Source organism: Dietzia sp. IN118 (assembly GCF_032905965.1).
In the GTDB taxonomy this organism is placed as follows: Bacteria; Actinomycetota; Actinomycetes; order Mycobacteriales; family Mycobacteriaceae; genus Dietzia; species Dietzia kunjamensis.
The window spans coordinates 1,928,814-1,955,155 of the sequence record NZ_JAUMSR010000001.1 but is presented as its reverse complement, the minus strand read 5'-3'; the positions used below and the strand labels follow the sequence as shown (position 1 = coordinate 1,955,155).

The 26,342-nt window shown below is 69.1% G+C and carries 22 protein-coding genes and 1 tRNA gene; 18 read left to right on the top strand and 5 right to left on the bottom strand.

Annotated features, from left to right (window positions below; all coding sequences use genetic code 11):
- Window position 1 precedes the first annotated feature (1 nt).
- The 13 genes from Q2K20_RS09470 (at window position 2) to Q2K20_RS09410 (ending at window position 13,893) form a co-directional block, all read left to right on the top strand.
- Entirely contained in the window at window positions 2-181 is a 180-nt protein-coding gene (locus Q2K20_RS09470; protein ID WP_119191824.1) for a tautomerase family protein, read from the top strand.
- Window positions 178-1,719: an anthranilate synthase component I gene (locus Q2K20_RS09465; protein ID WP_269502710.1), complete on the top strand. Its 1,542-nt coding sequence runs from the start codon at window positions 178-180 to the stop codon at window positions 1,717-1,719. The genes Q2K20_RS09470 and Q2K20_RS09465 overlap by 4 nt, the downstream gene beginning before the upstream one ends.
- A complete protein-coding gene (locus Q2K20_RS09460; protein ID WP_317176775.1) occupies window positions 1,716-2,363 on the top strand; it encodes a TIGR02234 family membrane protein in 648 nt (215 codons plus the stop codon). The genes Q2K20_RS09465 and Q2K20_RS09460 overlap by 4 nt, the downstream gene beginning before the upstream one ends.
- A 97-nt stretch (window positions 2,364-2,460) precedes the next feature.
- Window positions 2,461-3,273 carry an indole-3-glycerol phosphate synthase TrpC gene (gene trpC, locus Q2K20_RS09455; protein WP_159148048.1) on the top strand — a complete coding sequence of 271 codons (813 nt, stop codon included), beginning with the start codon at window positions 2,461-2,463 and terminating at the stop codon, window positions 3,271-3,273.
- 66 nt (window positions 3,274-3,339) lie between these two features.
- Entirely contained in the window at window positions 3,340-4,635 is a 1,296-nt protein-coding gene (gene trpB / locus Q2K20_RS09450) for a tryptophan synthase subunit beta (protein WP_119191823.1), read from the top strand.
- Entirely contained in the window at window positions 4,632-5,423 is a 792-nt protein-coding gene (trpA, locus tag Q2K20_RS09445; RefSeq protein WP_120285877.1) for a tryptophan synthase subunit alpha, read from the top strand. Before trpB ends, trpA begins: the two co-directional genes overlap by 4 nt.
- On the top strand, window positions 5,420-6,328 hold the full coding sequence (gene lgt / locus Q2K20_RS09440) for a prolipoprotein diacylglyceryl transferase (protein WP_067713993.1): 909 nt from the start codon (window positions 5,420-5,422) through the stop codon (window positions 6,326-6,328). Before trpA ends, lgt begins: the two co-directional genes overlap by 4 nt.
- 46 nt (window positions 6,329-6,374) lie before the next feature.
- Window positions 6,375-7,793: a pyruvate kinase gene (gene pyk / locus Q2K20_RS09435; RefSeq protein ID WP_159148045.1), complete on the top strand. Its 1,419-nt coding sequence runs from the start codon at window positions 6,375-6,377 to the stop codon at window positions 7,791-7,793.
- 174 nt (window positions 7,794-7,967) lie between these two features.
- A complete protein-coding gene (locus Q2K20_RS09430) occupies window positions 7,968-8,681 on the top strand; it encodes a M23 family metallopeptidase (RefSeq protein ID WP_269502720.1) in 714 nt (237 codons plus the stop codon).
- A gap of 140 nt (window positions 8,682-8,821) precedes the next feature.
- Window positions 8,822-9,907, top strand: coding sequence for an S-(hydroxymethyl)mycothiol dehydrogenase (locus tag Q2K20_RS09425; RefSeq protein WP_159148041.1), 1,086 nt, complete (start codon window positions 8,822-8,824; stop codon window positions 9,905-9,907).
- The gene (locus Q2K20_RS09420) at window positions 9,904-10,563 is read left to right on the top strand and encodes an MBL fold metallo-hydrolase (protein WP_172812117.1); all 660 of its coding nucleotides are present in this window, start codon (window positions 9,904-9,906) and stop codon (window positions 10,561-10,563) included. The genes Q2K20_RS09425 and Q2K20_RS09420 overlap by 4 nt, the downstream gene beginning before the upstream one ends.
- Before the next feature lie 51 nt (window positions 10,564-10,614).
- Window positions 10,615-13,362: a cation-translocating P-type ATPase gene (locus tag Q2K20_RS09415; protein WP_268091999.1), complete on the top strand. Its 2,748-nt coding sequence runs from the start codon at window positions 10,615-10,617 to the stop codon at window positions 13,360-13,362.
- Between the two features lie 81 nt (window positions 13,363-13,443).
- The gene (locus Q2K20_RS09410) at window positions 13,444-13,893 is read left to right on the top strand and encodes an SRPBCC family protein (protein ID WP_269502727.1); all 450 of its coding nucleotides are present in this window, start codon (window positions 13,444-13,446) and stop codon (window positions 13,891-13,893) included.
- 25 nt (window positions 13,894-13,918) lie between these two features.
- On the opposite strand, the gene Q2K20_RS09405 is transcribed toward Q2K20_RS09410, so the two are convergent.
- From Q2K20_RS09405 to Q2K20_RS09395, 3 genes are all read right to left on the bottom strand, one after another.
- Entirely contained in the window at window positions 13,919-15,709 is a 1,791-nt protein-coding gene (locus tag Q2K20_RS09405) for an MDR family MFS transporter (protein WP_317176774.1), read from the bottom strand.
- Window positions 15,706-16,176: a MarR family winged helix-turn-helix transcriptional regulator gene (locus tag Q2K20_RS09400; protein WP_067714010.1), complete on the bottom strand. Its 471-nt coding sequence runs from the start codon at window positions 16,174-16,176 to the stop codon at window positions 15,706-15,708. The genes Q2K20_RS09405 and Q2K20_RS09400 overlap by 4 nt, the downstream gene beginning before the upstream one ends.
- 164 nt (window positions 16,177-16,340) lie before the next feature.
- Window positions 16,341-16,417 (bottom strand) — tRNA-Leu (locus Q2K20_RS09395).
- Between the two features lie 79 nt (window positions 16,418-16,496).
- Here Q2K20_RS09395 and polA point away from each other — a divergent pair.
- From polA to Q2K20_RS09375, 4 genes are all read left to right on the top strand, one after another.
- Complete coding sequence (gene polA / locus Q2K20_RS09390; RefSeq protein ID WP_181694257.1) at window positions 16,497-19,283, top strand: DNA polymerase I; 2,787 nt, start codon at window positions 16,497-16,499, stop codon at window positions 19,281-19,283.
- Window positions 19,284-19,369: 86 nt separating this feature from the next.
- Window positions 19,370-20,272 carry an ABC transporter substrate-binding protein gene (locus tag Q2K20_RS09385; protein WP_159148648.1) on the top strand — a complete coding sequence of 301 codons (903 nt, stop codon included), beginning with the start codon at window positions 19,370-19,372 and terminating at the stop codon, window positions 20,270-20,272.
- An 11-nt stretch (window positions 20,273-20,283) separates the two neighbouring features.
- A complete protein-coding gene (locus tag Q2K20_RS09380; protein WP_119191811.1) occupies window positions 20,284-21,267 on the top strand; it encodes an amino acid ABC transporter permease in 984 nt (327 codons plus the stop codon).
- Window positions 21,264-22,025, top strand: coding sequence for an amino acid ABC transporter ATP-binding protein (locus Q2K20_RS09375; protein ID WP_119191810.1), 762 nt, complete (start codon window positions 21,264-21,266; stop codon window positions 22,023-22,025). The genes Q2K20_RS09380 and Q2K20_RS09375 overlap by 4 nt, the downstream gene beginning before the upstream one ends.
- A 29-nt stretch (window positions 22,026-22,054) precedes the next feature.
- Here the strand turns inward: Q2K20_RS09375 and Q2K20_RS09370 are convergent, their stop codons facing one another.
- Entirely contained in the window at window positions 22,055-22,807 is a 753-nt protein-coding gene (locus Q2K20_RS09370; protein ID WP_235027857.1) for a class I SAM-dependent methyltransferase, read from the bottom strand.
- A gap of 142 nt (window positions 22,808-22,949) precedes the next feature.
- Here Q2K20_RS09370 and rpsA point away from each other — a divergent pair, with 142 nt between their 5' ends.
- Complete coding sequence (rpsA, locus tag Q2K20_RS09365; RefSeq protein WP_067714021.1) at window positions 22,950-24,425, top strand: 30S ribosomal protein S1; 1,476 nt, start codon at window positions 22,950-22,952, stop codon at window positions 24,423-24,425.
- Between the two features lie 358 nt (window positions 24,426-24,783).
- Here rpsA and Q2K20_RS09360 read toward each other — a convergent pair whose 3' ends face one another.
- Window positions 24,784-26,337, bottom strand: coding sequence for a DUF4185 domain-containing protein (locus Q2K20_RS09360; RefSeq protein WP_269502740.1), 1,554 nt, complete (start codon window positions 26,335-26,337; stop codon window positions 24,784-24,786).
- Between the last annotated feature and the right edge of the window lie 5 nt (window positions 26,338-26,342).

Here is a 26,342-nt window from a genome sequence, read left to right as displayed (position 1 = left end):
CGTGCCCTTCATCCAGATCAACCAACTCGACGGGATGGCCGCGGCGGACAAGGCCCGCGTCATCGAGGCGGTCACGGCCGCGTACGCCGAGGCCTCGGGCAAGGACCCGGCGAAGGTGTGGGTCCACGTCCACGACATGCCGCACGATTCCTTCGGGATCGGCGGCAAGGCCCTCGGATGAGCACCGAGACGACCACGTTCGAACAGTTCCGCGCGCTCGCCGCGGGCCACCGGGTCGTGCCGGTGGTGCGCACGGTGTTGGCGGATTCCGAGACCCCGTTGTCCGGGTACGTCAAGCTCGCCGGCGACCGACCGGGGACGTTCCTGCTGGAGTCGGCGGAGCACGGGCGCTCGTGGTCGCGGTGGTCGTTCATCGGCTGTGGGGCGGCCGCCGCGTTGACCGTCGACGGCTCGGGCGAGGCGACGTGGTGGGGCAACGTGCCCGCGGGCGCGCCCACCGGCGGTGACCCGCTGGACGCGCTCCGGAGGACACTCGACCTGTTGCGCACCGATCAGATCCCGGGACTGCCCCCGTTGACGTCGGGAATGGTCGGTTACCTCGGGTACGACATTGTGCGCCGGCTCGAGCGGATCCGGCCCGACACCGTCGACGACCTGCAGGTGCCGGAGATGGTCCAGTTGCTGGCCACGGATCTGGCGGCGTTCGATCATCATGAGGGCCGCATCCATCTCATCGCCAACGCGGTCAACTGGGACGGCAGCGACGAGCGGGTCGAGCAGGCCTACGCGGACGCGGTGGCCCGGGTCGACTCGATGACGGCGCGGCTCGCCGACCCGGGGACGGGCGGAGTGAGCGTGTTCGACACTCCCGCCCCCGATGTGCGTCGCTGCACCGACGAGTCGACGTACCATGCGCGGGTCGCCGACATCATCGAGCAGATCTACTCGGGCGAGGCCTTCCAGGTGGTGCTCAGTCAGCGGTTCGAGGTCGACACCGCCGCCTCGCCGCGCGACGTCTACCGGATTCTGCGCACCACCAACCCGAGCCCCTACATGTTCCTCATGACGATCCCGGACGGTAGCGGGGAGGACGGGTTCGGCGATACCGCCTTCACCATCGTGGGATCGAGCCCGGAGGCGTTGGTGACCGTCCAGGACGGGGCGGCGACGACCCATCCGATCGCGGGGACCAGACCGAGGGGCGACGACGAGGAGCACGACGTCCTGCTCGCCAAGGACCTGGTGGATGACGCCAAGGAGAACGCCGAACACCTGATGTTGGTCGATCTCGGTCGCAACGACCTCGGCCGGGTCTGCGTGCCGGGCACGGTGGAGGTGACCGAGTTCCGCCAGGTCGAGCGCTACAGCCATGTGATGCACCTCGTGTCCACGGTGACCGGGCGCCTGGCCGACGGGCAGACGGGCATCGACGCCGTGACCGCCTGTTTCCCGGCCGGCACGCTGTCCGGATCGCCCAAGCCCCGCGCTCTGCAGATCATCGAGGACCTCGAGGACACGCGACGCGGTGTCTACGGGGGCGTGGTCGGCTACGTCGACTTCGCCGGAAACACCGATCAGGCCATCGCGATCCGGTCGGCCGTGATCAAGGACGGCACGGCCTACGTCCAGGCGGGTGCCGGCATCGTCGCCGATTCGGTGGCCGCCTCGGAGGATGCGGAGTGCCGCAACAAGGCGATGGCGGTCCTGCGGGCCGTCGCAGCCGCGGAGACACTGCGCGACGCAGGGGAGGGCCGGTGACCCACCGCGCCCGTCTGCTGGTCCCCGTCGTGCTGTTGGTGGTGGGGGCGGCGCTGCTGTGGGTCGCCTCGCGGATGGTGTGGCTCGACGTGGTGGCCTTCAACGACCAGTCGGGAGAGGGCCGACGGGCCCTGACCGGAGCGGACTGGCAACCCGCCCTCGTCCCGCTCGCACTGGGTGCGCTGGCGGCGATCGCCGCTGTGGCGCTGGTCCGAGGTACTGCCGCGCGAGCGGTGGGCGCCGTCATCGCACTGCTCGGCGTGGCCGCCGGGGGCCTCATGGCGATGTCGGTGGGGGAGGTCGACGCCGACCGGGTCCACTCGGTGATCACGAGTGACGAGGGCCTGGCCCGGACCGATGCCGGGCCGGGTTCCGAGGGCGCGGAGGCGATCCCGCAGTGGTCGGAGATCACCGAGTTGTCGACCCGGCCCGCGGGACCCGTGATCACCGGCGCGGGCGCCGTCGCCCTGTTGGCGGCGGGGATCGTCGTCCTGGCCGGTCCGGCCCGCCCGGTGCGCCGCGACGACCGGTACGTGACCCCGGCGGCCCGGCGGGAGGGTGCGGCGACCGGACCGGACACGGAGGACGACGCCGGGCGGGACCTGTGGCAGGAGTTGGACGACGGACGGGATCCGACCGGCTGACCGGGTCGGGGCGGTCCCGATTCGGGAACCCCGGCCGGGACCTCTATTGTTGATCTCGATCACACTTTCCGCCCTACGACTGCAGAGGGAGGTCACGGTGGGTACCGTGCTCGACTCGATTCTCGACGGGGTCCGTGAGGACGTCGCGGCCCGTGAGGCCGTCATCGATATGGCGGCCGTGAAGAAGGCGGCCCAGTCGGCGGCGGACCCACTCGACGCTCTCAAGGCGTTGCGCGATCCCGGGGTGGGCGTCATCGCCGAGGTCAAGCGGGCCAGCCCGTCCAAGGGTGCCCTGGCCGAGATCCCCGACCCCGCTGTCCTGGCCCGGATGTACGAGAAGGGCGGGGCGCGCGTCATCTCCTGCCTCACCGAGGAGCGGCGTTTCAACGGCAGCCTGGCCGATCTCGACGCGGTCCGCCGCGCGGTCGACATCCCGGTTCTGCGGAAGGACTTCGTGGTGGGGCCGTACCAGATCCACGAGGCGCGGGCGCACGGCGCGGATCTGATCCTGCTCATCGTGGCCGCGCTCGAGCAGGACGCCCTGGTGTCGCTCCTCGATCGCACCGAGTCGCTGGGTATGACGGCGTTGGTGGAGGTCCACACCGAGGAGGAGGCCGACCGCGCGCTGGAGGCCGGAGCCACGGTCATCGGTGTCAACGCCCGCAACCTCAAGACACTCGAGGTCGACAGGGACGTGTTCTCCAGGATCGCGCCCGGGCTCCCGTCCGACGTCGTCAAGATCGCCGAGTCCGGGGTCCGGGACGCCTCGGACCTCCTGGCGTACGCCAGCGTCGGGGCGGACGCCGTGCTCGTGGGCGAGGGACTGGTGACGCAGGGCGACCCGCGGGCGGCCTGCAACGCCCTGGCCACGGCCGGTGCCCACCCGTCCTGCCCGCAGGGACCCCGCTAGTCCGGTGCCGCCGGCTTCCGGCAGACTGGGGACGTGAACTCCAAGGATTTTCCGACACTGCCCACCATGGGAGAGGTGCTCCGGTCCACCACCGGACATGAGCCCGACCAGCGGGGCCACTGGGGGCCGTTCGGCGGCCGTTACGTCCCCGAGGCGCTGATGGCGGTGGTCGACGAGGTGACCGACGCCTACGCCAAGGCCCGGGCGGACGACGAGTACCTCGACGAGCTCGACCGGTTGCAGCGCCACTACTCGGGTAGGCCGTCGCCGTTGTACGAGGCGACGCGGTTCGGTGCGGAGATCGGTGCGCGGGTGTTCCTCAAGCGCGAGGACCTCAACCACACGGGCTCCCACAAGATCAACAACGTCCTCGGCCAGGCGCTGCTCGCGCAGCGGATGGGCAAGAAGCGGGTGATCGCGGAGACCGGCGCCGGTCAGCACGGGGTGGCCACGGCGACGGCGTGTGCCCTCCTCGGCCTCGAGTGCAAGGTCTACATGGGCGCGGTGGACGTGCGCAGGCAGGCGCTCAACGTGGCGCGGATGCGGTTGCTCGGTGCCGAGGTCGAGGCCGTGGAGATCGGTTCGGCCACGTTGAAGGACGCGATCAACGAGGCGATGCGGGACTGGGTCGCCCACGCGGACGACACCTATTACGCGTTCGGTACCGCGGCCGGGCCGCACCCCTTCCCGACGATGGTCCGCGACTTCCAGCGCGTCGTCGGCGCCGAGGCCCGGGTGCAGATCCTCGATCAGGCCGGTCGGCTGCCGGACGCCGCCGTGGCGTGCGTCGGCGGTGGTTCCAACGCGATCGGGTTGTTCCATTCGTTCATCGACGACGAATCGGTTCGTCTGGTCGGGTGCGAGGCCGGGGGTGACGGCGTGGGGTCCGGACGCACCGCGGCGACCGTCAACGCGGGGACGCCCGGGGTCTTCCAGGGTTCGTACGCCCATCTCATGCAGGACTCCGACGGGCAGACGATCGAGTCCCATTCGATCTCGGCGGGCCTGGACTACCCGGGTGTCGGGCCCGAGCATTCGCGCCTGGCGGAGATCGGGCGGGCCGAGTACCGCCCGATCACGGATACCCAGGCCATGGACGCGTTCGCTCAGTTGTGCCGCACTGAGGGCATCATCCCCGCCATCGAGTCGGCGCACGCGATCGCCGGTGCCGCGCAGCTCGCCGCGGAGGGCGTGGACCTCATCCTGGTCAACGTCTCCGGTCGCGGCGACAAGGACGTCGACACCGCCGCCCGGTGGTTCGGCCTGTTGGACGGGGGGACCCCGCCCGAGGCCGGGGTGGATTCGAGCCAGGGCGCCGACGACGGCGCGGGCGAGTTCGCGGACGGAGGAGTCGAGGGATGAGCGTTCTCAGTGACGTGTTCGAGCGGTGCCGGAGCGAGGACCGGGCCGCGCTCATCGGCTACTACCCGGCGGGTTACCCGACTCTCGAGGGGTCGATCGACGCCGTGCGCACGATGGTCGAGGGCGGATGCGACATCGTCGAGGTCGGCATCCCGTACTCCGATCCCATGATGGACGGGCCGACCATCCAGGCCGCCGCCGACACCGCGATCGAGGCCGGGTTCCGCGTGGCGGACACCTTCGAGGTGGTCCGCGCGGTCGCCGCAGCCGGTGCGGTCCCCGTGGTCATGACCTATTGGAACCCGGTGCTCCAGTACGGTGTCGACCGTTTCGCCGCCGACCTCGCCGCCGCCGGCGGTACCGGCGTCATCACGCCCGACCTCATCCCGGACGAAGCCGAGGACTGGATCGCCGCGTCGGACGCCCACGGAATCGACCGGGTGTTCCTCGTCGCGCCGTCGTCGACCCCCGAGCGACTCGCGATGACGCTCTCCAACACGGGCGGTTTCGTCTACGTCCAGGCCGTCATGGGAGTCACCGGCGCCCGGGACGTCGTCTCGGACGCGCCCCGGACCCTCACCGCGCGGGTCCGTGAGATCTCCGGCCTCGCCTGTGGGGTCGGGCTGGGGGTGCGCAACGGTGAGCAGGCGGCCGAGATCGCATCGTACGCCGACGGCGTGATCGTCGGGTCGGCACTCATCACGGCGGCGACCGAGGGGCTCGACGCCCTCGGGAGGCTGACCGCCGAGTTGGCCGAGGGCGTCCGCCGGCGCGGGACCGGGTCGTGATCCCCAGCCCTCCCCAGGGCGTCTGGGAGATCGGTCCGTTCCCCCTGCGTGCGTATGCCCTGTGGATCATCCTCGGCATCGTCGTCGCCATCTGGTGGGGCGAGAAGCGCTGGGTCGCCCGTGGCGGCCGGGCCGGCGTGGTGATCGACACGGCGCTGTGGGCGATCCCCTTCGGCCTGATCGGCGGACGGATCTACCACGTGGCCACCGATTGGTACCGCTACTTCGGAGAGGGCCGCGATCCCGTCGACGCGTTGAAGATCTGGGATGGCGGCCTGGGCATCTGGGGCGCGGTCGCGTTCGGCGCTCTCGGCGCCTACATCGGTCTGCGTCAACAGGGCATCCGGGCGCTGGGGGCGCTGGGCGACTCGATCGCCCCCGGCATCGTGTTGGCACAGGGGATCGGCCGACTGGGCAACTACTTCAACCAGGAGCTCTACGGCCGCGAGACCGATGTGCCCTGGGCGCTGGAGATCTACCAGCGTTACGACGAGTCCTACGGGTACTCGGAGACGATCGGGCGGTCGACCGGCCAGGTGCTGGCGACCGTTCACCCGACATTCCTCTATGAGCTGCTGTGGAACGTTCTCGTGGCGATCGCGTTGGTGCTGATCGACCGGCGGTTCCGCCTGGGCCACGGTCGGCTCTTCGCCCTCTATGTGGCGTTGTACTGCTTCGGTCGCTTCTGGGTGGAACTGCTGCGCGCGGACGCCGCCACAGAGGTGTTCGGACTGCGTATCAACACCATCGTCTCACTCGTGGTCATGCTCGCCGCGCTGGTGTATCTCTGGCGGGCCCGCCGCGGCCGGGAGGAGGCCTCTGACCTGCGGGCGCCGGACGACGTCGGGGACGACCCGGCGGAGGGTGGTCCCGCGGGCGACGCACCCCCGTTGGCTGGTCGTTGACCTCGGGTTAACCGGGTGGCCGGTCGAGGGGACTAGATTGGTACGAGTGAATCGTCGTACCAAGATCGTCTGCACCCTGGGTCCCGCCGTCGCGTCGGAGGAAGGCATCCGAGAGCTGGTCGACGCGGGGATGGATGTCGCCCGCCTCAACTTCAGCCACGGAGAGCACGCTGACCACGAGGCCAACTACCGATGGGTCCGCAAGGCCTCCGACGAGTCCGGCCGGGCCGTCGGCGTCCTCGCGGACCTGCAGGGCCCCAAGATCCGCCTCGGCCGCTTCATCGAGGGCCGGCACGAGTGGGCGGAGGGCGACCGTGTCGTCATCACCGTCGCGGAAGTGGAGGGCACCAAGGATCGCGTCTCGACCACCTACAAGGGGCTGGCGAACGACGCCCGCCCGGGAGACCGCCTCCTCGTCGACGACGGCAACATCGGACTGACCGTCGAGAAGGTCGACGGTGACGACGTCCACTGCGTCGTGACCGAGGGCGGAACCGTCTCCAATAACAAGGGCGTGTCCCTGCCGGGTATGAACGTCTCCGTCCCCGCGCTGAGCGAGAAGGACATCGCCGACCTCCGGTTCGCCCTCGGTCTGGGGGTGGACTTCATCGCGCTGTCGTTCGTGCGGTCGCCGGCGGACGTCGACCTCGTGCACGAGGTGATGGACGAGGTGGGCATCCACGTTCCCATCATCGCCAAGCTCGAGAAGCCGGAAGCCGTCAAGAATCTCGAGTCCATCGTCCTGGCATTCGACGCCATCATGGTGGCCCGGGGCGACCTCGGCGTGGAGTTGCCGCTGCAGGAGGTGCCGCTGGTCCAGAAGCGTGCCATCCAGATCGCGCGCGAGAACGCCAAGCCCGTCATCGTGGCCACCCAGATGCTCGAGTCGATGATCACGAACTCCCGGCCCACCCGGGCCGAGGCGTCCGACGTGGCGAACGCCGTCCTCGATGGGGCGGACGCGGTGATGCTCTCGGGGGAGACCTCCGTGGGCAAGTACCCGATCGAGACCGTACGCACGATGTCGTCCATAGCACTCGCGGTGGAGTCGGACTCCACGGCCGCGCCGGATCTGGTGCACATCCCACGGACCAAGCGCGGTGTCATCTCCTACTCCGCCCGCGAGATCGGTGAGCGGCTGGGGGCGAAGGCGCTCGTCGCGGTCACCTCGACGGGGGACACGGTGCGGCGGCTCGCCCGTCTGCACAGCCACCTGCCGCTCATCGCCATCACCAGCGACCCCCGCATCCGCAGCCAGCTGGCGCTGACGTGGGGGACCGAGACCTTCCTCACCGACCGCGTCAACGACACGGCGGAGATCGTCAAGGTCACCGACGAGATGCTGCTCCCGCTCGACGGGTACAACGAGGACGACCTGATCGTGCTCGTCGCGGGGAACGTGCCGGGCGTCGAGGGGTCGACCAACTTCATCCTCGTCCACCGGATGGGCGAGGTCGACCACTGATCACCATCGGATAACAACCGACAGGCGCCGGTGAGCAAGCCGCTCACCGGCGCTTTCGTCTGTGTTCGTGCCTTTGACGTGACAGAGTCGAGACACTTCTGTTACCTTCTTGGGGTCGACCGGGGAAGCCGGTCACGTCCCTGCTTCACCCGCTCCAGTCTCCGAGGTTCCCTGATGTCCGACGCCACTCGCATTTCCTACGCCGAGCTCGCCGATCGACTCGGCGTCGAGGGCACCGGCGCGACCGCCGGGCGCCACCGCGCCGCCCGCTCGTCCAACATGGGCCGCCTCGTTGCCGGCACCGTCGCCGGCGCCGCCCTCTCCGGCGGCATGGCCATGGCCGCCGCCCCCGCAGCCTCCGCCCAGTCCGCCGAGATCAACGCCGACCAGCTGACCGAGATGGCGCAGGGCGTCATCCAGGGCATCGGCCTCACCGAGGACCAGCTTCGGGAGTACGCGATCGACCCGGCTGTGTTCGGCTCGCTCGGTGTCCCCTCCGTCGGTGGCGCCCACGCCCCGACCTACGGTCCGATCACCTCCGGCTTCGGCCCCCGTTGGGGAACGTTCCACAACGGCACGGACTTCGGTGCACCGATCGGGACCCCGATGTTCGCCGCCAAGTCCGGCACCGTCGTGGCTGCCGGCCCGGCCTCGGGGTACGGACTGTGGATCCGGATCCAGACCGACGACGGCCACCTGCTCGAGTACGGACACAACGACCAGAACCACGTCTCGGTCGGCCAGCGGGTCAACGCCGGGCAGGTCATCGGAATGGTCGGAAACCGCGGCTACTCCACCGGGCCGCACCTGCACTTCGGTGTGCGCAACCCGGCCGGCCAGTGGATCGACCCGGTGCCGTGGCTCCGCGCCAACGGCGTCGCCGTCTGATCGATCGACGCCCCCGACACGCACCCGTCGCGCCCCGTCTCCCCTCGAGGAGGCGGGGCGCGACCGCGTTGACGGGCCACGTGTCGGGCCTTTCTGACACAGTGGGGCGAGAGAGTCCACCACCAGTCGAGAGGCGATCCATGTCGCAGACCGTCAAGGGCGTCATTGCCCGTAGCAAGGGGGCCGAGGTCGAGTTGGTCGACGTCGTCGTCCCCGATCCCGGACCGAACGATGTCATCGTGCGGGTGCAGGCGTGCGGCGTCTGCCACACGGACCTGGCGTACCGGGACGGCGGGATCAACGACGAGTACCCGTTCCTGTTGGGCCACGAGGCCGCGGGCATCGTCGAGACCGTCGGTGACCGGGTCACCCATGTCGCCGAGGGCGACTACGTCGTCCTCAACTGGCGCGCGGTGTGCGGTGAGTGCCGGGCCTGCAAGAGGGGCCAGCAGCAGTACTGCTTCGCCACCCACAACGCGTCCAAGAAGATGACGCTGAGCGACGGCACCGAGCTCACCCCCGCGCTCGGCATCGGCGCGTTCATCGACAAGACCCTCGTCCACGAGGGGCAGTGCACCAAGGTCGACCCAGCGGCGGACCCGGCGGTCGCCGGACTGCTCGGATGCGGTGTCATGGCCGGCATCGGCGCGGCCGTCAACACCGGCCAGGTCAGCCGTGGCCAGTCCGTCGCCGTCATCGGGTGCGGTGGAGTCGGTGTCGCCGCGGTCGTGGGCGCCCGACTCGCGGGCGCCTCGACGATCATCGCGGTCGATATCGACGACACCAAGCTCGAGTGGGCCAAGGACTTCGGTGCGACCCACGCGGTCAATTCGACCTCGACCGATCCGGTGGCCGCTATCCAGGAGCTCACGGACGGCGTCGGCGCCGACGTCGTGATCGACGCCGTCGGTCGGCCGGAGACGTACGAGCAGGCCTTCTACGCGCGTGATCTCGCCGGGACCGTGGTCCTGGTGGGCGTGCCCACGCCGGAGATGCGGTTGGAGTTGCCGCTGCTGGACTTCTTCGGCCGTGGTGGCTCGCTCAAGTCGTCCTGGTACGGCGACTGTCTGCCCGAGCGCGATTTCCCGATGCTCGTGGATCTGCATCTGCAGGGTCGGCTCCCGCTCGAGAAGTTCGTCTCCGAGCGGATCGGCATCGACGCCGTCGAGGCGGCGTTCGACGCGATGAAGTCCGGTTCCGTCCTCCGATCGGTGGTGACGATGTGAGCGAGATCCACACCAGCGCCGGGCACGCCGGCGGTCTGCGCATCGAGAAGGTCGTCACGAGCGGCATCTTCGCGCTCGACGGCGGCGAGTGGGAGGTCGACAACAACATCTGGATCCTCGGGGACGACTCCGAGGTGTACGTGATCGACGCCGCGCACACTGCCCAGCCGATCATCGACGCGGTGGCGGGCCGCCGGGTCAAGGGCATCCTGTGTTCGCACGCCCACAACGACCACATCACTGTGGCGCCGGAACTGTCGGAGAAGCTGGATGCGCCGATCCTGGTGCACCCGGGTGACCAGATGCTGTGGGACGAGACCCACCCCACCGTCTCCCACGGCGAGCTCTCCGACGGGCAGCGTCTGGAGATCGCGGGTACCCGCATCGACGTGATGAACACGCCCGGGCACTCACCGGGATCGTGCGTGTTCCACGTTCCCGAGGCGGGCGTGTTGTTCTCCGGCGACACCCTGTTCTCCGGCGGACCGGGGGCAACGGGCCGCTCGTACTCGGATTTCCCGACCATCATCACCTCCATCCGCGAGCGCATCCTCACGCTGCCCGCGGAGACGCTGGTGCACACCGGTCACGGTGACGGGACGAAGGTCGGGGACGAATCCCCGCACCTCGAGGAGTGGATCGCCCGAGGGCACTGAGACCGCCGCCGTGGGCGCGGGGAGGACTGACGCGGGGGAGGGTCCGGGGAGATGACGACGACGAGGACGCCCGCAGAGTCCGGTCCTCCCACTCCGTGGCACACCCTCGCGCCCGCGGAGGTGTTGTCCCGCCTCGGTGCGGGCCCGGACGGGCTCACCAGCGCCGAGGCGGGCGCCCGTCTCGTCCGGCACGGGCCCAACACCTTGCCCGAGGCCGAGCGGGTTCCCGGGTGGCGGCGGGTGGCAAGGCTGCTGGCGGACCCGATGATCCTCGTGCTCGCGGTCGCGGCTGCGGTGAGCGCGGGGGTGTCCCGGGAATGGGAGACCCCCGTGGTCATCCTGCTGGTGGTCGCACTGAACACGATCCTCAACTACGTCCAGGAGACCCGTGCCGAGGCCGGTCTCGCAGCCCTGCGCGATATGTCGGTCCCGCACAGCCGGGTGGTGCGGGACGGCGTGGAGGCCGAGACCGACAGCAGTGGGCTCGTCCCGGGCGACATCGTGGTGGTGGAGTCCGGAGACAGGGTCCCCGCCGACGGCCGGGTGCTCTCCGGATCCCGGTTGCAGGTGGCCGAGGCGACGTTGACCGGGGAGTCGGCCCCGGTGGACAAGGCCGCGGGAGCGGTACAGGGCGTCGACGCGCCTCTCGGAGACCGCGCTGGCATGGTGTTCATGAACACGGAGGTCACCCGGGGCCGGGCGCGCATCGTGGTGACCGGTACCGGTGAACACACCGAGATGGGCGCGATCGCGGACCTGCTGGGCGGTGCGGGCGCCGGTCCGACGCCGCTGCAGAAACGGATCGGTACGCTCGCCCGCGTCCTCACCGGGATCGCGCTGACCGTGGTGGGACTGGTCCTCGCGATCGGGCTCGTGCGCGGTCAGTCCTGGGAGGACATGCTCCTGTCCGCGGTCTCCCTGGCGGTGGCCACGATCCCGGAGGGGCTCACGGCGGTCGTGGCGTTCACGCTCGCGATGGGTGCCTCGCGCCTCGCCCGCGAGGGCGCGATCATCAAGAACCTCGCCGCCGTCGAGACACTCGGTTCGACGAGCCACATCGCGACGGACAAGACCGGGACCCTCACCCTCAACGAGATGACCGTCACGCGGATCGTCGCGGGCGGCGGGTCGTACTCCGTGACCGGGACCGGATACGACGGGGCCGGGACCGTCCTGTCGTCCGACCCGGACGTCGTACCGGACCTGAGACGGGCCGCGGTGGCCATGGCGTTGTGCAACGACGCGATCGTCGCCGACGGGCGACTGGTCGGAGATCCGACCGAGGGCGCACTGTTGGTGGCGGCGACCAAGTGCGGGATCGACGTCGAGGGGCTGCGCGCCGCCCGTCCGCGGGTGGCCCAGGTCCCGTTCGACTCGGCGTACAAGTTCATGGCGACGGTCAACCGCGCACCGGGTGGAGACCTCGTCCTCCACGTCAAGGGTGCCACCGGTGCCGTCCTGCCTCGCGCCACGCACGTCTGGGACGGGGCGACGGCGGTGGAGCTCGACGACGAGCGGCGTGGAGCGTTGCGCGCGGACACGGAGGGGCTCGCCGCGTCCGGCCTGCGCACGCTGCTCGTGGCCGCCCGGCCTTTCGGCGACGGTGACGGACCACCCGACGAGGACTCTCTGCTCGGCGAGGTCCGCGACCTGACAGTGCTCGCGGTGCTGGGGATCGTCGACCCACCGCGGCCACGCGCCGCCGAGTCGATACGCATCGCCCACCAGGCGGGCATCTCGGTGCACATGATCACCGGAGACCACCTGGTCACGGCCTCGGCCATCGCCCGCGACCTCGGTATCGGCGGTGAGGCGGTGAGCGGTGTCGAACTGGACCGCATCGACGCCGAGGAGCTGTCCGCCCGGGCCGCTCGCCTCGGCGTGCTGGCCCGCGTGACCCCCGAGCACAAGATCCGGATGGTGCGGGCCCTCCAGGCTGACGGGGACGTGGTGGCGATGACGGGAGACGGTGTGAACGATGCGCCCGCCCTGCGTCAGGCCGACATCGGGATCGCCATGGGGATCACCGGTACCGACGTGTCCAAGGGCGCGGCGGACATGGTGCTCACCGACGACAACTTCTCGACGATCGTCTCCGCGGTGCGGCAGGGGCGGGGGATCTACGACAACATCGTCAAGTTCGTGAAGTTCCAGCTCACCACCGCGTGGGCGTTTGTGATCGTCTTCTTGGCGAGTGGTCTGTTGGGGCTGGCGACGGTGCCGTTCACCGCGCTGCAGGTCTTGTTGGTCAACATCGTCATGGACGGCCCGCCGGCGATGGCCCTGGGTGTCGAGCCGGTGGAGAAGGATGCCATGCGCAGGCCTCCGCGTCCGGCCGGCGAACAGATCCTCACTCTGACGCGCTTGGTGCGGATCCTCTGGCTGGGCGTCGTGATGGCCGTGGGTACCCTGCTCGTGCTGGCGTCCGCCGAGGCGGTGTTCCCCGATCGAGCAGGGGAACCGCTGTTCGCCACCACGTTGGCGTACGCGACGTTCGTCTTCTTCCAGGTGTTCAACCTGATGAATGTTCGATCCGACCACGGCTCGGTGTTCTCTCGCGACATGGCGCACAACGCCCCGATCTGGGTCGCGCTGGGCGCGGTGCCGCTGCTGCTGATCGCGGTGGTCCAGGTGCCGTTCCTGCAGGGCGTCTTCGACACCACCTCGCTCCGCGCCGACGAATGGCTGCTGGCCACCGCGGTGGCGTCGTCGATCCTCTGGCTGGAGGAACTGCGCAAGGCCGGCGCGAGATGGCGTACGCGACGGGCCGGTGTGTCGGGCAGGATGGACGTGGTCTGACGCGCCCACCCGAGGGCGCCGCCACCACCGCGTCAGGTAGCGGGCGCGACACGGTCGGACCGACGAGGAGGAGTCATCATCATGGCCAGGGTCACCGCCAGCAACACCATCGTCATCGAGGCGCCCGTCGAGGCCGTGAGCGCGGCGATCGCCGACTACGCGCAGGTCCGGCCCCGCATCCAGCCCGAGCAGTTCAGCGCCTACCGCCTGATCCAGGGTGGACAGGGGGACGGCACCGTCGCGGCGTGGAACCTCCAGGCCACCAAGAAGCGAAGCCGGGACGTCAAGGCCAACGTCACTGTCGACGACGCCGCAGCGCACTGGTCACTCGTGGAGAAGGACGAGAACTCGTCCATGGCCACCACCTACACGGTGCGCGAGGCGACGGGGGGCGCGCTCGTCGAGATGACCACCTCGTGGGACGGCGCCGGGGGAGTGGGTGGATTCTTCGAGCGGACCTTCGCGCCGGCCGGGCTCAAGCGCATCCAATACGCCCTGCTGTCCAATCTCAAGGACGACCTCGAGGGGTAGCCGACCGGGCTCAGTCTGGCCGGGCTCAGTCTGGCCGATCCGCCGAGCGGGAGCGGTCCGCCGAGGGACTCGTCGTAGTCGCGGTGGCGGACTCGGCCGCCTCGACATCCGTCCCCGTGGGCGCGGCCGCCGCGGCCGCCTCGCGCGCGGCCTCGGCCTGTGCCGAGCCGGTCCGGAGTATGATCTGCGGCATGAACGCCAGGATCACCGAGGCGGCCACGGCGAGGATGCCGGCCACCAGATAGATCTCGGACATGCTCAGTGCGTAACCCTGCTCGAAGGGGTGGGCGACCAGCTCGGGAAGCCGGTTGATCACCGAGGAGTCCTTGGTGACCGTTTCCAGTGCCCCCGCGCCGGTGGTCGGGTCGGCGAGGGCCCGGACGATCCCGTACGCGTCGGGATCCTGCCGCAGGGCGGGGTCGGCGAGGCCCTCCTGAACACCGCGGGCGAGGCTACCGTCGGCGGCGGCCTGCTCTAGTTCGCCCGAGATGGAGCCACCGACGCGGCTGAAGAGAATTGACAGGAACACCGCGACGCCGGCGGTGCCACCGAGCTGACGGAAGAAGGTGGCCGACGCGGTGGCCACACCGATCTCCCGCGGACTCACGGCGTTCTGGACGAGCAGGGTGAGCGGCTGCATGCAGTTGCCGAGCCCGATGCCCAACACCAGCATGTAGACCATCACCAGCGTCAGCGACGTGTCTGCATCGATCGTCCACAGCAGGAACAGGCCGACAGCGGCCACCGCCGTGCCGAAGATCGGGAACTCGCGGACACGACCGGTCCTGGAGATGAGCTGGCCCGACACGATCGAGGCACCCATCATCCCCGCGACCAGCGGGAGCATCATGAGTCCCGACTCCATGGGATCGGCTCCGTGCACGATCTGCATGTACAGCGGCAGCGTCATCATGCCGCCGAACATGGCCATACCCACGATCACGCCTCCGACCGTGACGATCGCGAAGGTGCGGTCGCGGAACAGGCGGAGCGGGATGAGGGCCTGGTCGCCCGCGCGGGCCTCCACGATGAGGAAGAGCCCGATGCCGGCCAGCCCGACGACGTAGCAGCCGAGGGCGGCGGGGGAACCCCACCCCCAGGTGTTGCCCTGCTCGGCCACCAGCAGGAGAGGTACCAGACCGACAACTATAGCGGCGGCCCCCACCCAGTCCACGCGATGGTCGACCCGGACGTTCTTGACGTTGAGCGTGATCATCACGAGGGTCAGGGCCGCCGCGCCGATGGGGACGTTGATGAGGAAGATCCAGCGCCACCCGTCGATGCCGAAGATCGTGTCCGCCCCGGCGAAGAACCCGCCGATCACCGGCCCGAGGACCGACGACGACGCGAAGACCGCCAGCATGTAGCCCTGGTATTTGGCGCGGTCACGGGGCGGGATGATGTCGCCAATGATCGCGAGCGCCAGGGACATCAGTGCGCCGGCACCCAGTCCCTGGATGCCGCGGAAGACGGCGAGCATGTACATCGAGGCGGCGAGCGTGCAGAGCAATGAGCCGAACACGAAGATGACGATGCCGATCACGAAGAACGGCTTGCGTCCGTAGATGTCGGAGAGCTTGCCGTACAGGGGCGTCGAGATGGTGGACGTCATGAGATACGCGGTGGTGACCCACGCCTGGGCGTCAAGGCCCTGCAGGTCGTCGGCGATGGTGCGGATCGCCGTGCTCACGATGGTCTGGTCGAGGCTGGCCAGGAACATGGCGGACATGAGGCCGGCCAGGATGACGAGGATCTGGCGGTGCGTGAACTCGCCGTCCTCGCTTGCGTGGACCGAGGATGTCTTGGGAGTGGTCATCGGTTCTCCTCGGCGGAGGTGAGAGAGCAGAGTTCGGCGTGGAGGGAGTCGGCCAATCGGGCGAGGTCCGCGATGAAGGCGTCCGCCCGGTCCGGCGTCCAGTCCTCGAGGAGGCCGGCCATCCAGTCACCACTGCGCTCGAACACCTGGCTGACGAGATCGGTGCCCTCGGCGGTGAGTGTGACGAGGCTGGCACGTCCGTCATCGGGATCGGGGACCTTTGCGATGAGCCCGCGGGTCTCGAGTTGGCGGACCTGGCGACTCACCACCGAGACGTCGGTGTGGACTCGGGCGGCCAGGTCGGTGACCCGGGCCGGGCCGTCATGGATGGCGAACAGCAGCGGATGCGCGGACGGCTCGACGGCCTCGTCGTAGCGGGGCACCGAGAGGTTGACCGCACGCAGGAGTTTGACCACCCGCGAGAGGTCCACCACCAACCGGCCACCGCGTTCCGCGTCTATCGCCATCTTGACTCCTCGAACCGATTGCTTGCAACAAGCAAACATTACGCGCGTCGCGGACCACTGCGCCACCGGGTGGCGCGCGGGTGGAGAGGGCGGACGCGGTGATGAGGTGATGAAATGATGGGCTGATGAGAGGAATGCGAGCGGGTCTGACCTCGCTCGAGGGGTGGTGCCCCCGGTCGGACTCGAACCGACACTGGACGGGTTTTGAATCCGTTGCCTCTGCCAATTGGGCTACGGGGGCGAACGCGGTGAACCGCTGGTCCGGAAGTCTAACCGACGACCGATGAGCGTCTGTCCGACGCCCGCCCTAGAGTGGCCGTGTGAGCACCACGAGTCAGACCGCAGAAGCCAACACCGCCCCCGGTTCGGGCGCCTCCTCCGGCGCCCCAGCGGGGGAGGGGCCCACCCGACTGCTGCTCCTGGACGGGCACTCACTCGCGTTCCGTGCGTTTTACGCGCTGCCGGCCGAGAACTTCTCCACGGCGTCCGGCCAGCACACGAACGCCGTGTACGGATTCCTGTCGATGGTCGCCAACCTGGTGACCGAGGAGGAGCCCACGCACCTGGCCGTGGCATTCGACGTCTCCCGTGCGACGCTGCACCGCACGGCGGAGTACCCCGAGTACAAGTCCACCCGGTCGGCCGCGCCCGAGGAGTTCAAGGGGCAGGTCGAACTCATCCAGGAGGCGCTGGTGGCGTTGGGGGTGCGGACGCTGTCTCTGGAGGGCCACGAGGCCGACGACATCATCGCCACCCTCGCCACCCACTCGGGCGGCGCCGAGACGCTGATCTGCACCGGGGACCGCGACGCTCTGCAGTTGGTGTCCGACGAGGTCACCGTCCTCTATCCGGTCAAGGGGGTATCCGAGCTCGCCCGCTTCACACCCAGCGCCGTCGAGGCGAAGTACGGGGTGACCCCGGCCCAGTACCCGGATGTCGCGGCGCTGCGCGGTGACACCTCCGACAACCTCCCGGGCGTGCCCAAGGTCGGCGACAAGACCGCAGCCAAGTGGATCACGCAGTACGGCACCCTCTCGGAGCTCATCGCGCACGCGGACGAGGTCAAGGGCAAGGTCGGTGAGAGCTTCCGCGAGCACCTGCCCCAGGTGCAGCTCAACCGGCGGATCACCGAGCTCACGCGTGACCTGGACCTGGGCGTCGAGATCAGGGACCTCGTCCGCGCGACCCCGGAGCGTGCCGACGTCAACGCACTGTTCGACCGGTTGGAATTCGGCCCCCAGGCGCGCGACCGCTTCCTCTCCGCCTTCCTGCCGGAGGGCGCCCCCCAGCCCGCCGCCGAGGTGGAGCTCGAGCAGGCCGCGGTGCTGCACGCCGGCGAGGTCTCCGACTGGCTCGCCGCCCATGCGCCGGCCGGGCAGCGGCACGGCCTCGTCGTCGTCGGACCCTCCCGGCCCGGGGCGGGCGACGCACAGACCATCACCATCGCCGCCGCAGGCGGGGCCTCCGGACACCTCGATCTCGCGGCCATCGGGCCGGACGACGAGCAGGCGCTGCGCGCCTGGCTGGCCGACGACGCGGTATTCAAGGCGGTCCACGACGCCAAGGCCGCCACGCACGCACTGACGGGACGCGGACTCCGGTTGGGCGGGGTGACCATGGACGTGGCCCTGGCCGCCTACCTGGTGCGACCCGGACAACGCAGCTACGGACTGGCGGAGCTGTTCCAACGTCACCTACAGCGCGAACTGCCCGAGGCGAAGGCGGGGGACAAGCAACTGTCCCTGCTCGACGATGTCGATGACGCCGAGACTGAGCAGAAGAACGCCGACGCCGCCGCGACCCGCGCCCGCGCGGTGGTCGATCTCGCAGAGCGGCTGGACGTGGAACTGGAGCAGGTGCACGGGGCGCGCCTGATGGCGGAGATGGAACTGCCGCTCGTGCCGGTGCTGGCGCGGATGGAATCTATCGGGATCGCGGTGGACGGCGGCGCCCTGGGCGGGCTACGGGACGACTTCGCCGACCGCGGGCGGCAGGCGGCCGACGCCGCCTACGCCGCAATCGGCGGCGAACAGATCAACCTCGGTTCGCCCAAGCAGTTGCAGGTCGTGCTGTTCGAGACCCTCGGCATGCCCAAGACCAAGAAGACCAAGACCGGGTACACCACAGACGCCAAGGCGCTGGAGGAACTGCTCACCAAGGAGACGGGCGACACCCCTGGACGGGCGTTCCTCGAGGCACTACTGCTGCACCGCGAGACCACCAAGATGCGGACCACGGTCGAGGGGCTCATCAAGACCATCGGTGACGACGGGCGTATCCACACCACGTTCAACCAGACCGTGGCCGCGACCGGCCGGCTTTCCTCGACGGACCCCAATCTGCAGAACATCCCCGTGCGCACCGAGGACGGTCGACGAATCCGCGAATCGTTCGTCGTGGGTGAGGGCTACGACTGTCTTCTCACCGCCGACTACAGCCAGATCGAGATGCGGGTGATGGCACACCTGTCCGGCGACGCCGGGCTCATCGAGGCGTTCCGGACAGGGGAGGACCTGCACTCGTTCGTCGGCTCGCGCGCGTTCGGCGTGCCGATCGACGAGGTGACCCCGGAGCTCCGTCGCCGGGTCAAGGCCATGAGCTACGGGCTGGCCTACGGGCTCAGCGCGTTCGGCCTCGCCGCCCAGCTCGGGATCAGCCAGGGTGAGGCCAAGGATCAGATGGAGGCCTACTTTTCCCGCTTCGGCGGCGTGCGCGACTACCTGCGCGCAGTGGTCGAACAGGCCCGCCGAGACGGCTACACGGAGACACTGTTCGGGCGGCGTCGCTACCTGCCCGAGCTCAACTCGGACAACCGGCTCAAGCGGGAGAACGCCGAACGTGCCGCGCTCAACGCACCCATCCAGGGCACGGCCGCCGACATCATCAAGGCGGCCATGCTCAAGGTCGACGCGGACCTCACCGAACGGCGGCTGAAGAGCCGCCTTCTGCTCCAGGTCCACGACGAACTCGTGCTCGAGGTGGCGGAGGGCGAACTCGACGAGGTCCGGGACCTGGTCGTGGACCGCATGTACTCGGCCATCGAGCTCGACGTCCCGTTGGATGTCTCGACCGGAACCGGTCCGGACTGGGACTCGGCGGCGCACTGAGCGTCCCGTTGACCTCCCGGGCGGCAGCCGACCTGTACCCTAAGTTCATTTCAGATTCGGCTCCACGACGCCTGAAAGGGCACCCCATGACGCTCACCTCCCGGCGCGGACTGCGCGCCGCCATGGTCCTGACCGCCACCGCGGCCCTCGCGCTGACCGGTTGCACCACCAACACCGAGGGACCGCAGGACTCCGGGGAGCCTCGTGACGAGGTGTCTCTCGAGACCGACGAGGAGATCGCCGCGCTCGTCCCGGCCGAGATCCGGGACAAGGGCGCCATCGTGATCGGCACCAATCCGCCGTACGCGCCCAACGAGTTCAAGAACGAGAGCGGCGAGATCGTCGGCTTCGACATTGACGTATTGACCGCCGCCGCCCAGCTGATGGGGCTTCGCGCGGAGTTCCGCGAGTCCGACTTCGAGAAGATCATCCCGGCGATCGAGGGCGGCACCATGGACATGGGAGCCTCGTCGTTCACCGTCAACGACGAGCGGCTCCAGACCGTCGACTTCGTCACCTACTTCGAGGCCGGCATCCAGTGGGCAGCCGCCGCCGGCAACGACGTCGACCCCGATGACGCCTGCGGCCTGAACGTCGCCGTCCAGCGGACCACGGTCTCCGACCAGGAGGACGTGCCCGCCCGCAGCGAGGCCTGCGTCGCGGCCGGGAAGCCCGCGATCGAGAAGGTCCAATTCGATTCCCAGGACGAGGCCTCGACCGCCGTGGCGCTCGGCAAGGTCGACGCGATGTCCGCCGACTCGCCCATCTCCGCCTACGCGGTCAAGCAGTCCGAGGGCAAGATGCAGCTCGTCGGCGATGTGTTCGACTCCGCCCCCTACGGCTGGCCCGTCCGCAAGGACTCGGAACTCGCCGCCGCCCTCGAGGCTGCCGCCGACAAGCTCATCGAGACCGGCGACTTCGAGACGATCGCCCAGAACTGGGGCCTCGAGGCCGGTCTCATCGATGACGCCGAGATCCGGAAGGGCTGAGTGACCGGTAGGTGAGTACCGCGCAGAAGGGGGCGGACGCCCCCGCGGCGGAGGCCCCGGAACCGATCCGGGCGGTGCCTCTCCGGCACCCGTGGCGCTGGGTGTCGGCGACCGTCGTACTGGTCCTGGTGTTCCTGTTCATCTGGGGCGCGGCGACCAACCCGGCCTACGGGTGGGACACCTACGCCCGCTACCTGTTCGACACCAGGTTCGGCATGGCCGTGTTCTACACGATCGCGCTGACGCTGCTGTCGATGATCCTCGCCGTGGTTCTCGGCGTTATCCTCTCGGTGATGCGGATGAGCAGCAACCCCGTGCTCAAAGCAGTCGCCTGGGTGTACTTGTGGATCTTCCGCGGGACGCCGATCTACGTGCAGCTGCTGTTCTGGGGCCTGATCTTCACCCTGTACCGCCAGATACAGTTCGGGATCCCGTTCACCGACCTGCAGTTCGTCCGGTTCGACGACACGATGGTCCTGTACTCGGCGTTCTGGCTGGCCGTGGTGGGCCTGGCCATGAACGAGGCCGCGTACATGGCGGAGATCGTCCGCGCGGGCATCTCGTCGGTTCCCGAGGGGCAGGCCGAGGCCTCGACCGCGCTGGGGATGACGTGGGGCCAGACGATGCGTCGGACCATCCTGCCGCAGGCGATGCGGGTCATCATCCCGCCGACGGGCAACGAGTTCATCTCGATGCTCAAGACCACCTCACTCGTCGTGGCGATCCCGTTCTCCGGTGAGCTCTACGGGCAGGCGCGCGACATCTCCGGCGTCAACTTCCAGCCCATCCCGCTGCTGCTGGTGGCCGCCACGTGGTACCTGGTCATCACCAGCGTGCTCATGGTGGGTCAGCACTACCTCGAGAAGCGCTTCTCCCGCGGCGCCACCCGGAGGCTCACCGGCCGGCAACTGCGCGCACTCGCCGATGCGGACGGGCTCACGCCGTCCGCCCTCGCCGCTGTCAAGGGCACCGATCAGTCGGGAGGGCTGGCATGACGTCGATGGTCAGGGCCGAGCAGGTCTGTAAAAACTTCGGGTCGCTGCGCGTCCTCAAGGGCATCGACCTCGAGGTCGCCGCCGGTGAGGTGCTGTGCCTGGTGGGGCCCTCCGGATCGGGCAAGTCCACCTTCCTCCGGTGCATCAACCACCTGGAGCGGGTCGACGCCGGCAGGCTCTACGTCGACGGCGAGCTGGTGGGCTACCGGGAGAAGGGTGACAAGCTCTACGAGATCTCCCCGAAGCAGGCCGCCCGCCAGCGACGGGACATCGGCATGGTGTTCCAGCACTTCAATCTGTTCCTCCACCGCACCGCCCTCGAGAACGTCATCGAGGCGCCGATGTTGGTCAAGGGCCAGTCGCGTGGGGAGGCCACCGAGCGGGCCCGCGGCCTGCTCGCGAAGGTGGGTCTCGCCGCCAAGGCCGATGCCTACCCGGCCCAGCTGTCCGGCGGGCAGCAGCAGCGCGTGGCGATCGCCCGGGCCCTGGCCATGGACCCCAAACTGATGCTGTTCGACGAGCCGACCTCGGCCCTCGACCCCGAGCTGGTCGGGGAGGTCCTCGGCGTGATGCGCGATCTCGCGGACGCGGGGATGACCATGGTCGTGGTCACCCACGAGATGGGGTTCGCCCGGGAGGTCGCCGACACGGTGGCGTTCATGGACGACGGTGTCGTGGTGGAGTCCGGCACACCCGCGGACGTTCTCACCTCGCCGTCCCACCAACGGACCAAGGACTTCCTGTCCAAGATCCTGTGACGCCGGGGCGGGTCCGGCGAGAGGGTGGGTCAGGAGAGCGTGGCCACGAAGATCGCCGTGCCGGGGAAGATCCCGCCACGCAGCGGGCTCCATTGCCCCCACTCCCGGTCCAGCCACTCCGGCCACTCCGGCTCGATGAGGTCCTGCACCACGAACCCGGCGGCGACCAGTTCGCGGATCCGGTCGCCCACCGTCCTGTGGTGCTCGACATAGGTCAGCTCGCCGTCGTCGTACTCGGTGTACGGCGAGCGGTCGAAGTAGGGGAACACGGCCAGTAGACCCTCCGGGCCCGGATCGTCGCGGAAGATCCACCGCATGGGGTGGTTGACCGAGAAGACGAACCGGCCGCCCGGTCGCAGGACGCGCGCCGCCTCCGCCATCACGCCCGCGGAGTCCGCCACGAACGGGATGGCTCCGAACGCCGAAAACGCGACATCGAAACTGCCGTCCGCGAACGGCAGCCGGCCGGCGTCGGCCTGGATCAGGGGTACGGTCGCCGCCGGGCCCGTCGCCCGGCTCGCAGCCTCAGCCCCCACACGGAGCATCCCGGCCGAGAGGTCGACGGCCACGGCACGGGCGCCCCGGCCGGCGATCCACCGGGAGCACGGAGCCGACCCCGACCCGATCTCGAGCACGTCGCGGCCCTCCAGGTCACCGAGCAGGTGCCAGTCACCTTCGTGCAGGCCCTCGGGGCACCAGACGAACTCGCCGTCGGCGGAGTGGGCGCCGAGGAACTCGCCGTGGTGATGGTGGTAATCCGTCGCCTCCGAGTCCCACCACATCCGTGAGGCTCGGACCGACTCTCCATGTCCTGGGGGGTTTGTGGACGTCACGTGTGAAGCGTACAGTTGACGGTCGCGTGCGTACGCGCTCGCTTTCTTCCCGTCCGCTACGATTCCTATCCACTCCGGAGCACCCCACCATATGACCACCAACACCACGTCCCCGCAGGTAGCCGTCAACGACATCGGCTCCGCTGAGGACTTCCTCGCCGCCATCGACGCCACGATCAAGTACTTCAACGATGGTGACATCGTCGAGGGCACGATCGTCAAGGTCGATCGTGACGAGGTCCTGCTCGACATCGGCTACAAGACCGAGGGCGTTATCCCCTCGCGCGAGCTCTCCATCAAGCACGATGTCGACCCGGGTGAGGTCGTCGAGGTGGGCGATGAGGTCGAGGCCCTGGTCCTGACCAAGGAGGACAAGGACGGCCGTCTGATCCTGTCCAAGAAGCGCGCACAGTACGAGCGCGCCTGGGGCACGATCGAGGAGCTCAAGGAGAAGGACGAGGCCGTCAAGGGCACCGTCATCGAGGTCGTCAAGGGTGGCCTCATCCTCGACATCGGTCTCCGTGGCTTCCTCCCCGCCTCGCTGGTGGAGATGCGCCGCGTCCGTGACCTCCTGCCCTATGTGGGTCAGGAGCTCGAGGCCAAGATCATCGAGCTGGACAAGAACCGCAACAACGTGGTGCTCTCGCGCCGTGCATGGCTCGAGCAGACCCAGTCGGCCGTGCGCTCCGAGTTCCTGCACCAGCTGCAGAAGGGCCAGGTCCGCAAGGGCGTCGTGTCCTCGATCGTCAACTTCGGTGCCTTCGTGGACCTCGGCGGGGTCGACGGTCTCGTCCACGTCTCCGAGCTGTCCTGGAAGCACATCGATCACCCGTCCGAGGTCGTCGAGGTGGGCCAGGAGGTCACCGTCGAGGTCCTCGACGTCGACCTGGACCGCGAGCGCGTCTCGCTGTCGCTCAAGGCCACGCAGGAGGATCCGTGGCGGCACTTCGCCCGGACCCACGCGATCGGTCAGATCGTCCCGGGCAAGGTCACCAAGCTCGTGCCGTTCGGCGCCTTCGTGCGTGTCGACGAGGGCATCGAGGGCCTGGTCCACATCTCGGAGCTGGCCGAGCGCCACGTCGAGGTCCCGGACCAGGTCGTCACGGTCAACGACGACGCCATGGTCAAGGTCATCGACATCGACCTCGACCGTCGTCGTATCTCGCTCTCGCTCAAGCAGGCGGACGAGGACTATGCTGAGGAGTTCGACCCGTCGAAGTACGGCATGGCCGACAGCTACGACGAGGCCGGCAACTACATCTTCCCCGAGGGCTTCGATCCCGAGACCAACGAGTGGCTCGAGGGCTTCGAGAAGCAGCGCGAGGAGTGGGAGAACCGCTACGCGGAGGCCGAGCGTCGCCACAAGATGCACACGGCCCAGATCGAGAAGGGTCGGGCCGCTGCTGCGGAGGCCGCCGAGGCCGCCCCGACCAACTACTCGTCGGAGTCCACCCCGTCGTCGCGTCCGGCTGCGGCGGAGGCCGCTCCGGCCGAGTCCACCGGCGGTTCGCTGGCCTCGGACGAGCAGCTGGCCGCCCTGCGCGCGAAGCTCGCCGGAGGCGAGTGATCGCACAGTAGGCATCTGAGAGCGGCCCCGCACCGGTATCCGGTGCGGGGCCGCTCCGTCTATCCCCGGTGCGCTCCGGTGGCGGTGGCCGGTCTGTGACGTGCGCAGTGCGGAAGTGCCGCCTTGCGCGCCGGACGGGTGAGCACCCTTGGCGATGCGAGCTCCCGGGTTTGGCTGGTGGCGCGTCATGCCGGGGGCGAGGAGGCCGCCCGCACCGACCGTCCCGCTCCCGGGGTCATCGCGGTGGATGTCGGAGCGGGTGAGATCGGGGCGGTGACCACCCTGCCTCGCATCCCCGAGGACTCACGGGCGTCGGCGGGGGTGTGCCCGACACGCGGGAGTGGCGCGCAGCGATCGATCAACGACCGGGCGGTTCGACGATCGGCTCGGCGACGGCGGGCTCGACCTCCGCGATCTCCTCGAGGCGCTCCTCGTCGATCACACCGCGGTCGTCGATGGCTCCGGACTCCGCCGCAGTACTGACCGTGACACGGGACTCCACGGTGGTCCGGGGGTCCGCGTCCGGAGCGGCGAAGTCGAACTCGTCGAGGTCGGTGCGAAGTAGGAAGACGTTGTACGCGTCCCAGGTGGAGAGCGTGTAGTACAGGTACCGGCTGTCGTTGTCCGTGGTGAAGGGATGGATCATCGGGGCGTAGCCGTTCGGGAACATGCTTCGATCGACGATGGTCTGGGGCTCGGACCACGGTCCCCAGGGGCTCTCCGACACCCGCATGGAGACGACGCCCGTCGGCGAGGGCGTCACGGCGATGTACTTGTCCAGGTGCTCGTTGTACTGTACCGAGAGTTCCTCGACGCGTGCCGGGATGACGTCGTACCCGGTCGGCTCGTCGGTCCAGCCCGCGCCTGGACCCGCGTACCACTCGTACGCGGCGGGGTCCTCGATCTGCGCGATCGGAACCCGAGTGAGCATCGCAGGACCCTGACGACCGGACGGGGTCACGTACTCATAGAGATGACCAGCGTCGAGGAGGAACGCACTCATCTGCGCCCCGTACCAGCGGTCTCCGTCCACCGGCGGCAGGGTCTCGCTGTCCGGAGCGGGTTCGAACTGAACTGTCGGGTTCCATCCGGTGAAATCCGTGACGCGCCGCATCGTCTCGGTGAGCACCGTCCACGATTCGCCGTCGTCCGTGGACTTCACCAGTGCGGAGTAGTTGGTGTTCCAGCCGCCAGGCGCGTTCCAGTCCCGCACGGACATGACCCGCATGTACATGTCATCACCGGTGCTGATCGCGGCGGTCGGGATGACGGTGACCTCGCCGGCCCCGTTGGACTGGTGCGCACCCTGGACGAGTGCCGTGGCCTTCCCTTGTGGATCGGAGGGGACCGCCCTGAGGACGTCCATCCCGTTCTCGGGGCTCCCGCCGGCGGTGGCGAGCATGACGTTGGAGCGCCACTGGTTGTCTGTGGGAGTGCAGTCTCCGAAGGTGTCGCCGAACAGGGCCATGGTCTCGCCATCGTGGGTGAAGGTGATCCCGAGGTCTGTGCCGTGGATGTCGTACAGCTCGTCGGTCTTCGCGGGGCTGGTCGGCCCGGTAACCAGCTGGCGTACGGACGTGGCGCCCTTGAGGACCGGGATGGTGCCGTCGGCCCCGGTGACCCATCGGGGGAATCGGCGAACCGAGGATGCGGTGGCGTCGAGCACCGAGTTGGTCGCGTTCGCGAGCGATCCGGTGACGGGGAAGGGGCCGAGGGAACCCGGGGGGATGTTCCCGAAGAAGCTGTTGCAAGGACCGCTCTCGCCGAGCAGTGAGCCTGTCGAGCCCGAGGACCCGGTCGATCCGGTCGACCCGGAGGAACCGGTGAAACTGGTGGAACCCGTGGAGTCTGCGGACTGGGCGGCTGCGTGGGCGGGAGCCACCGTGATCGCCAGTGCTACAACGAGAGGCAACGCAG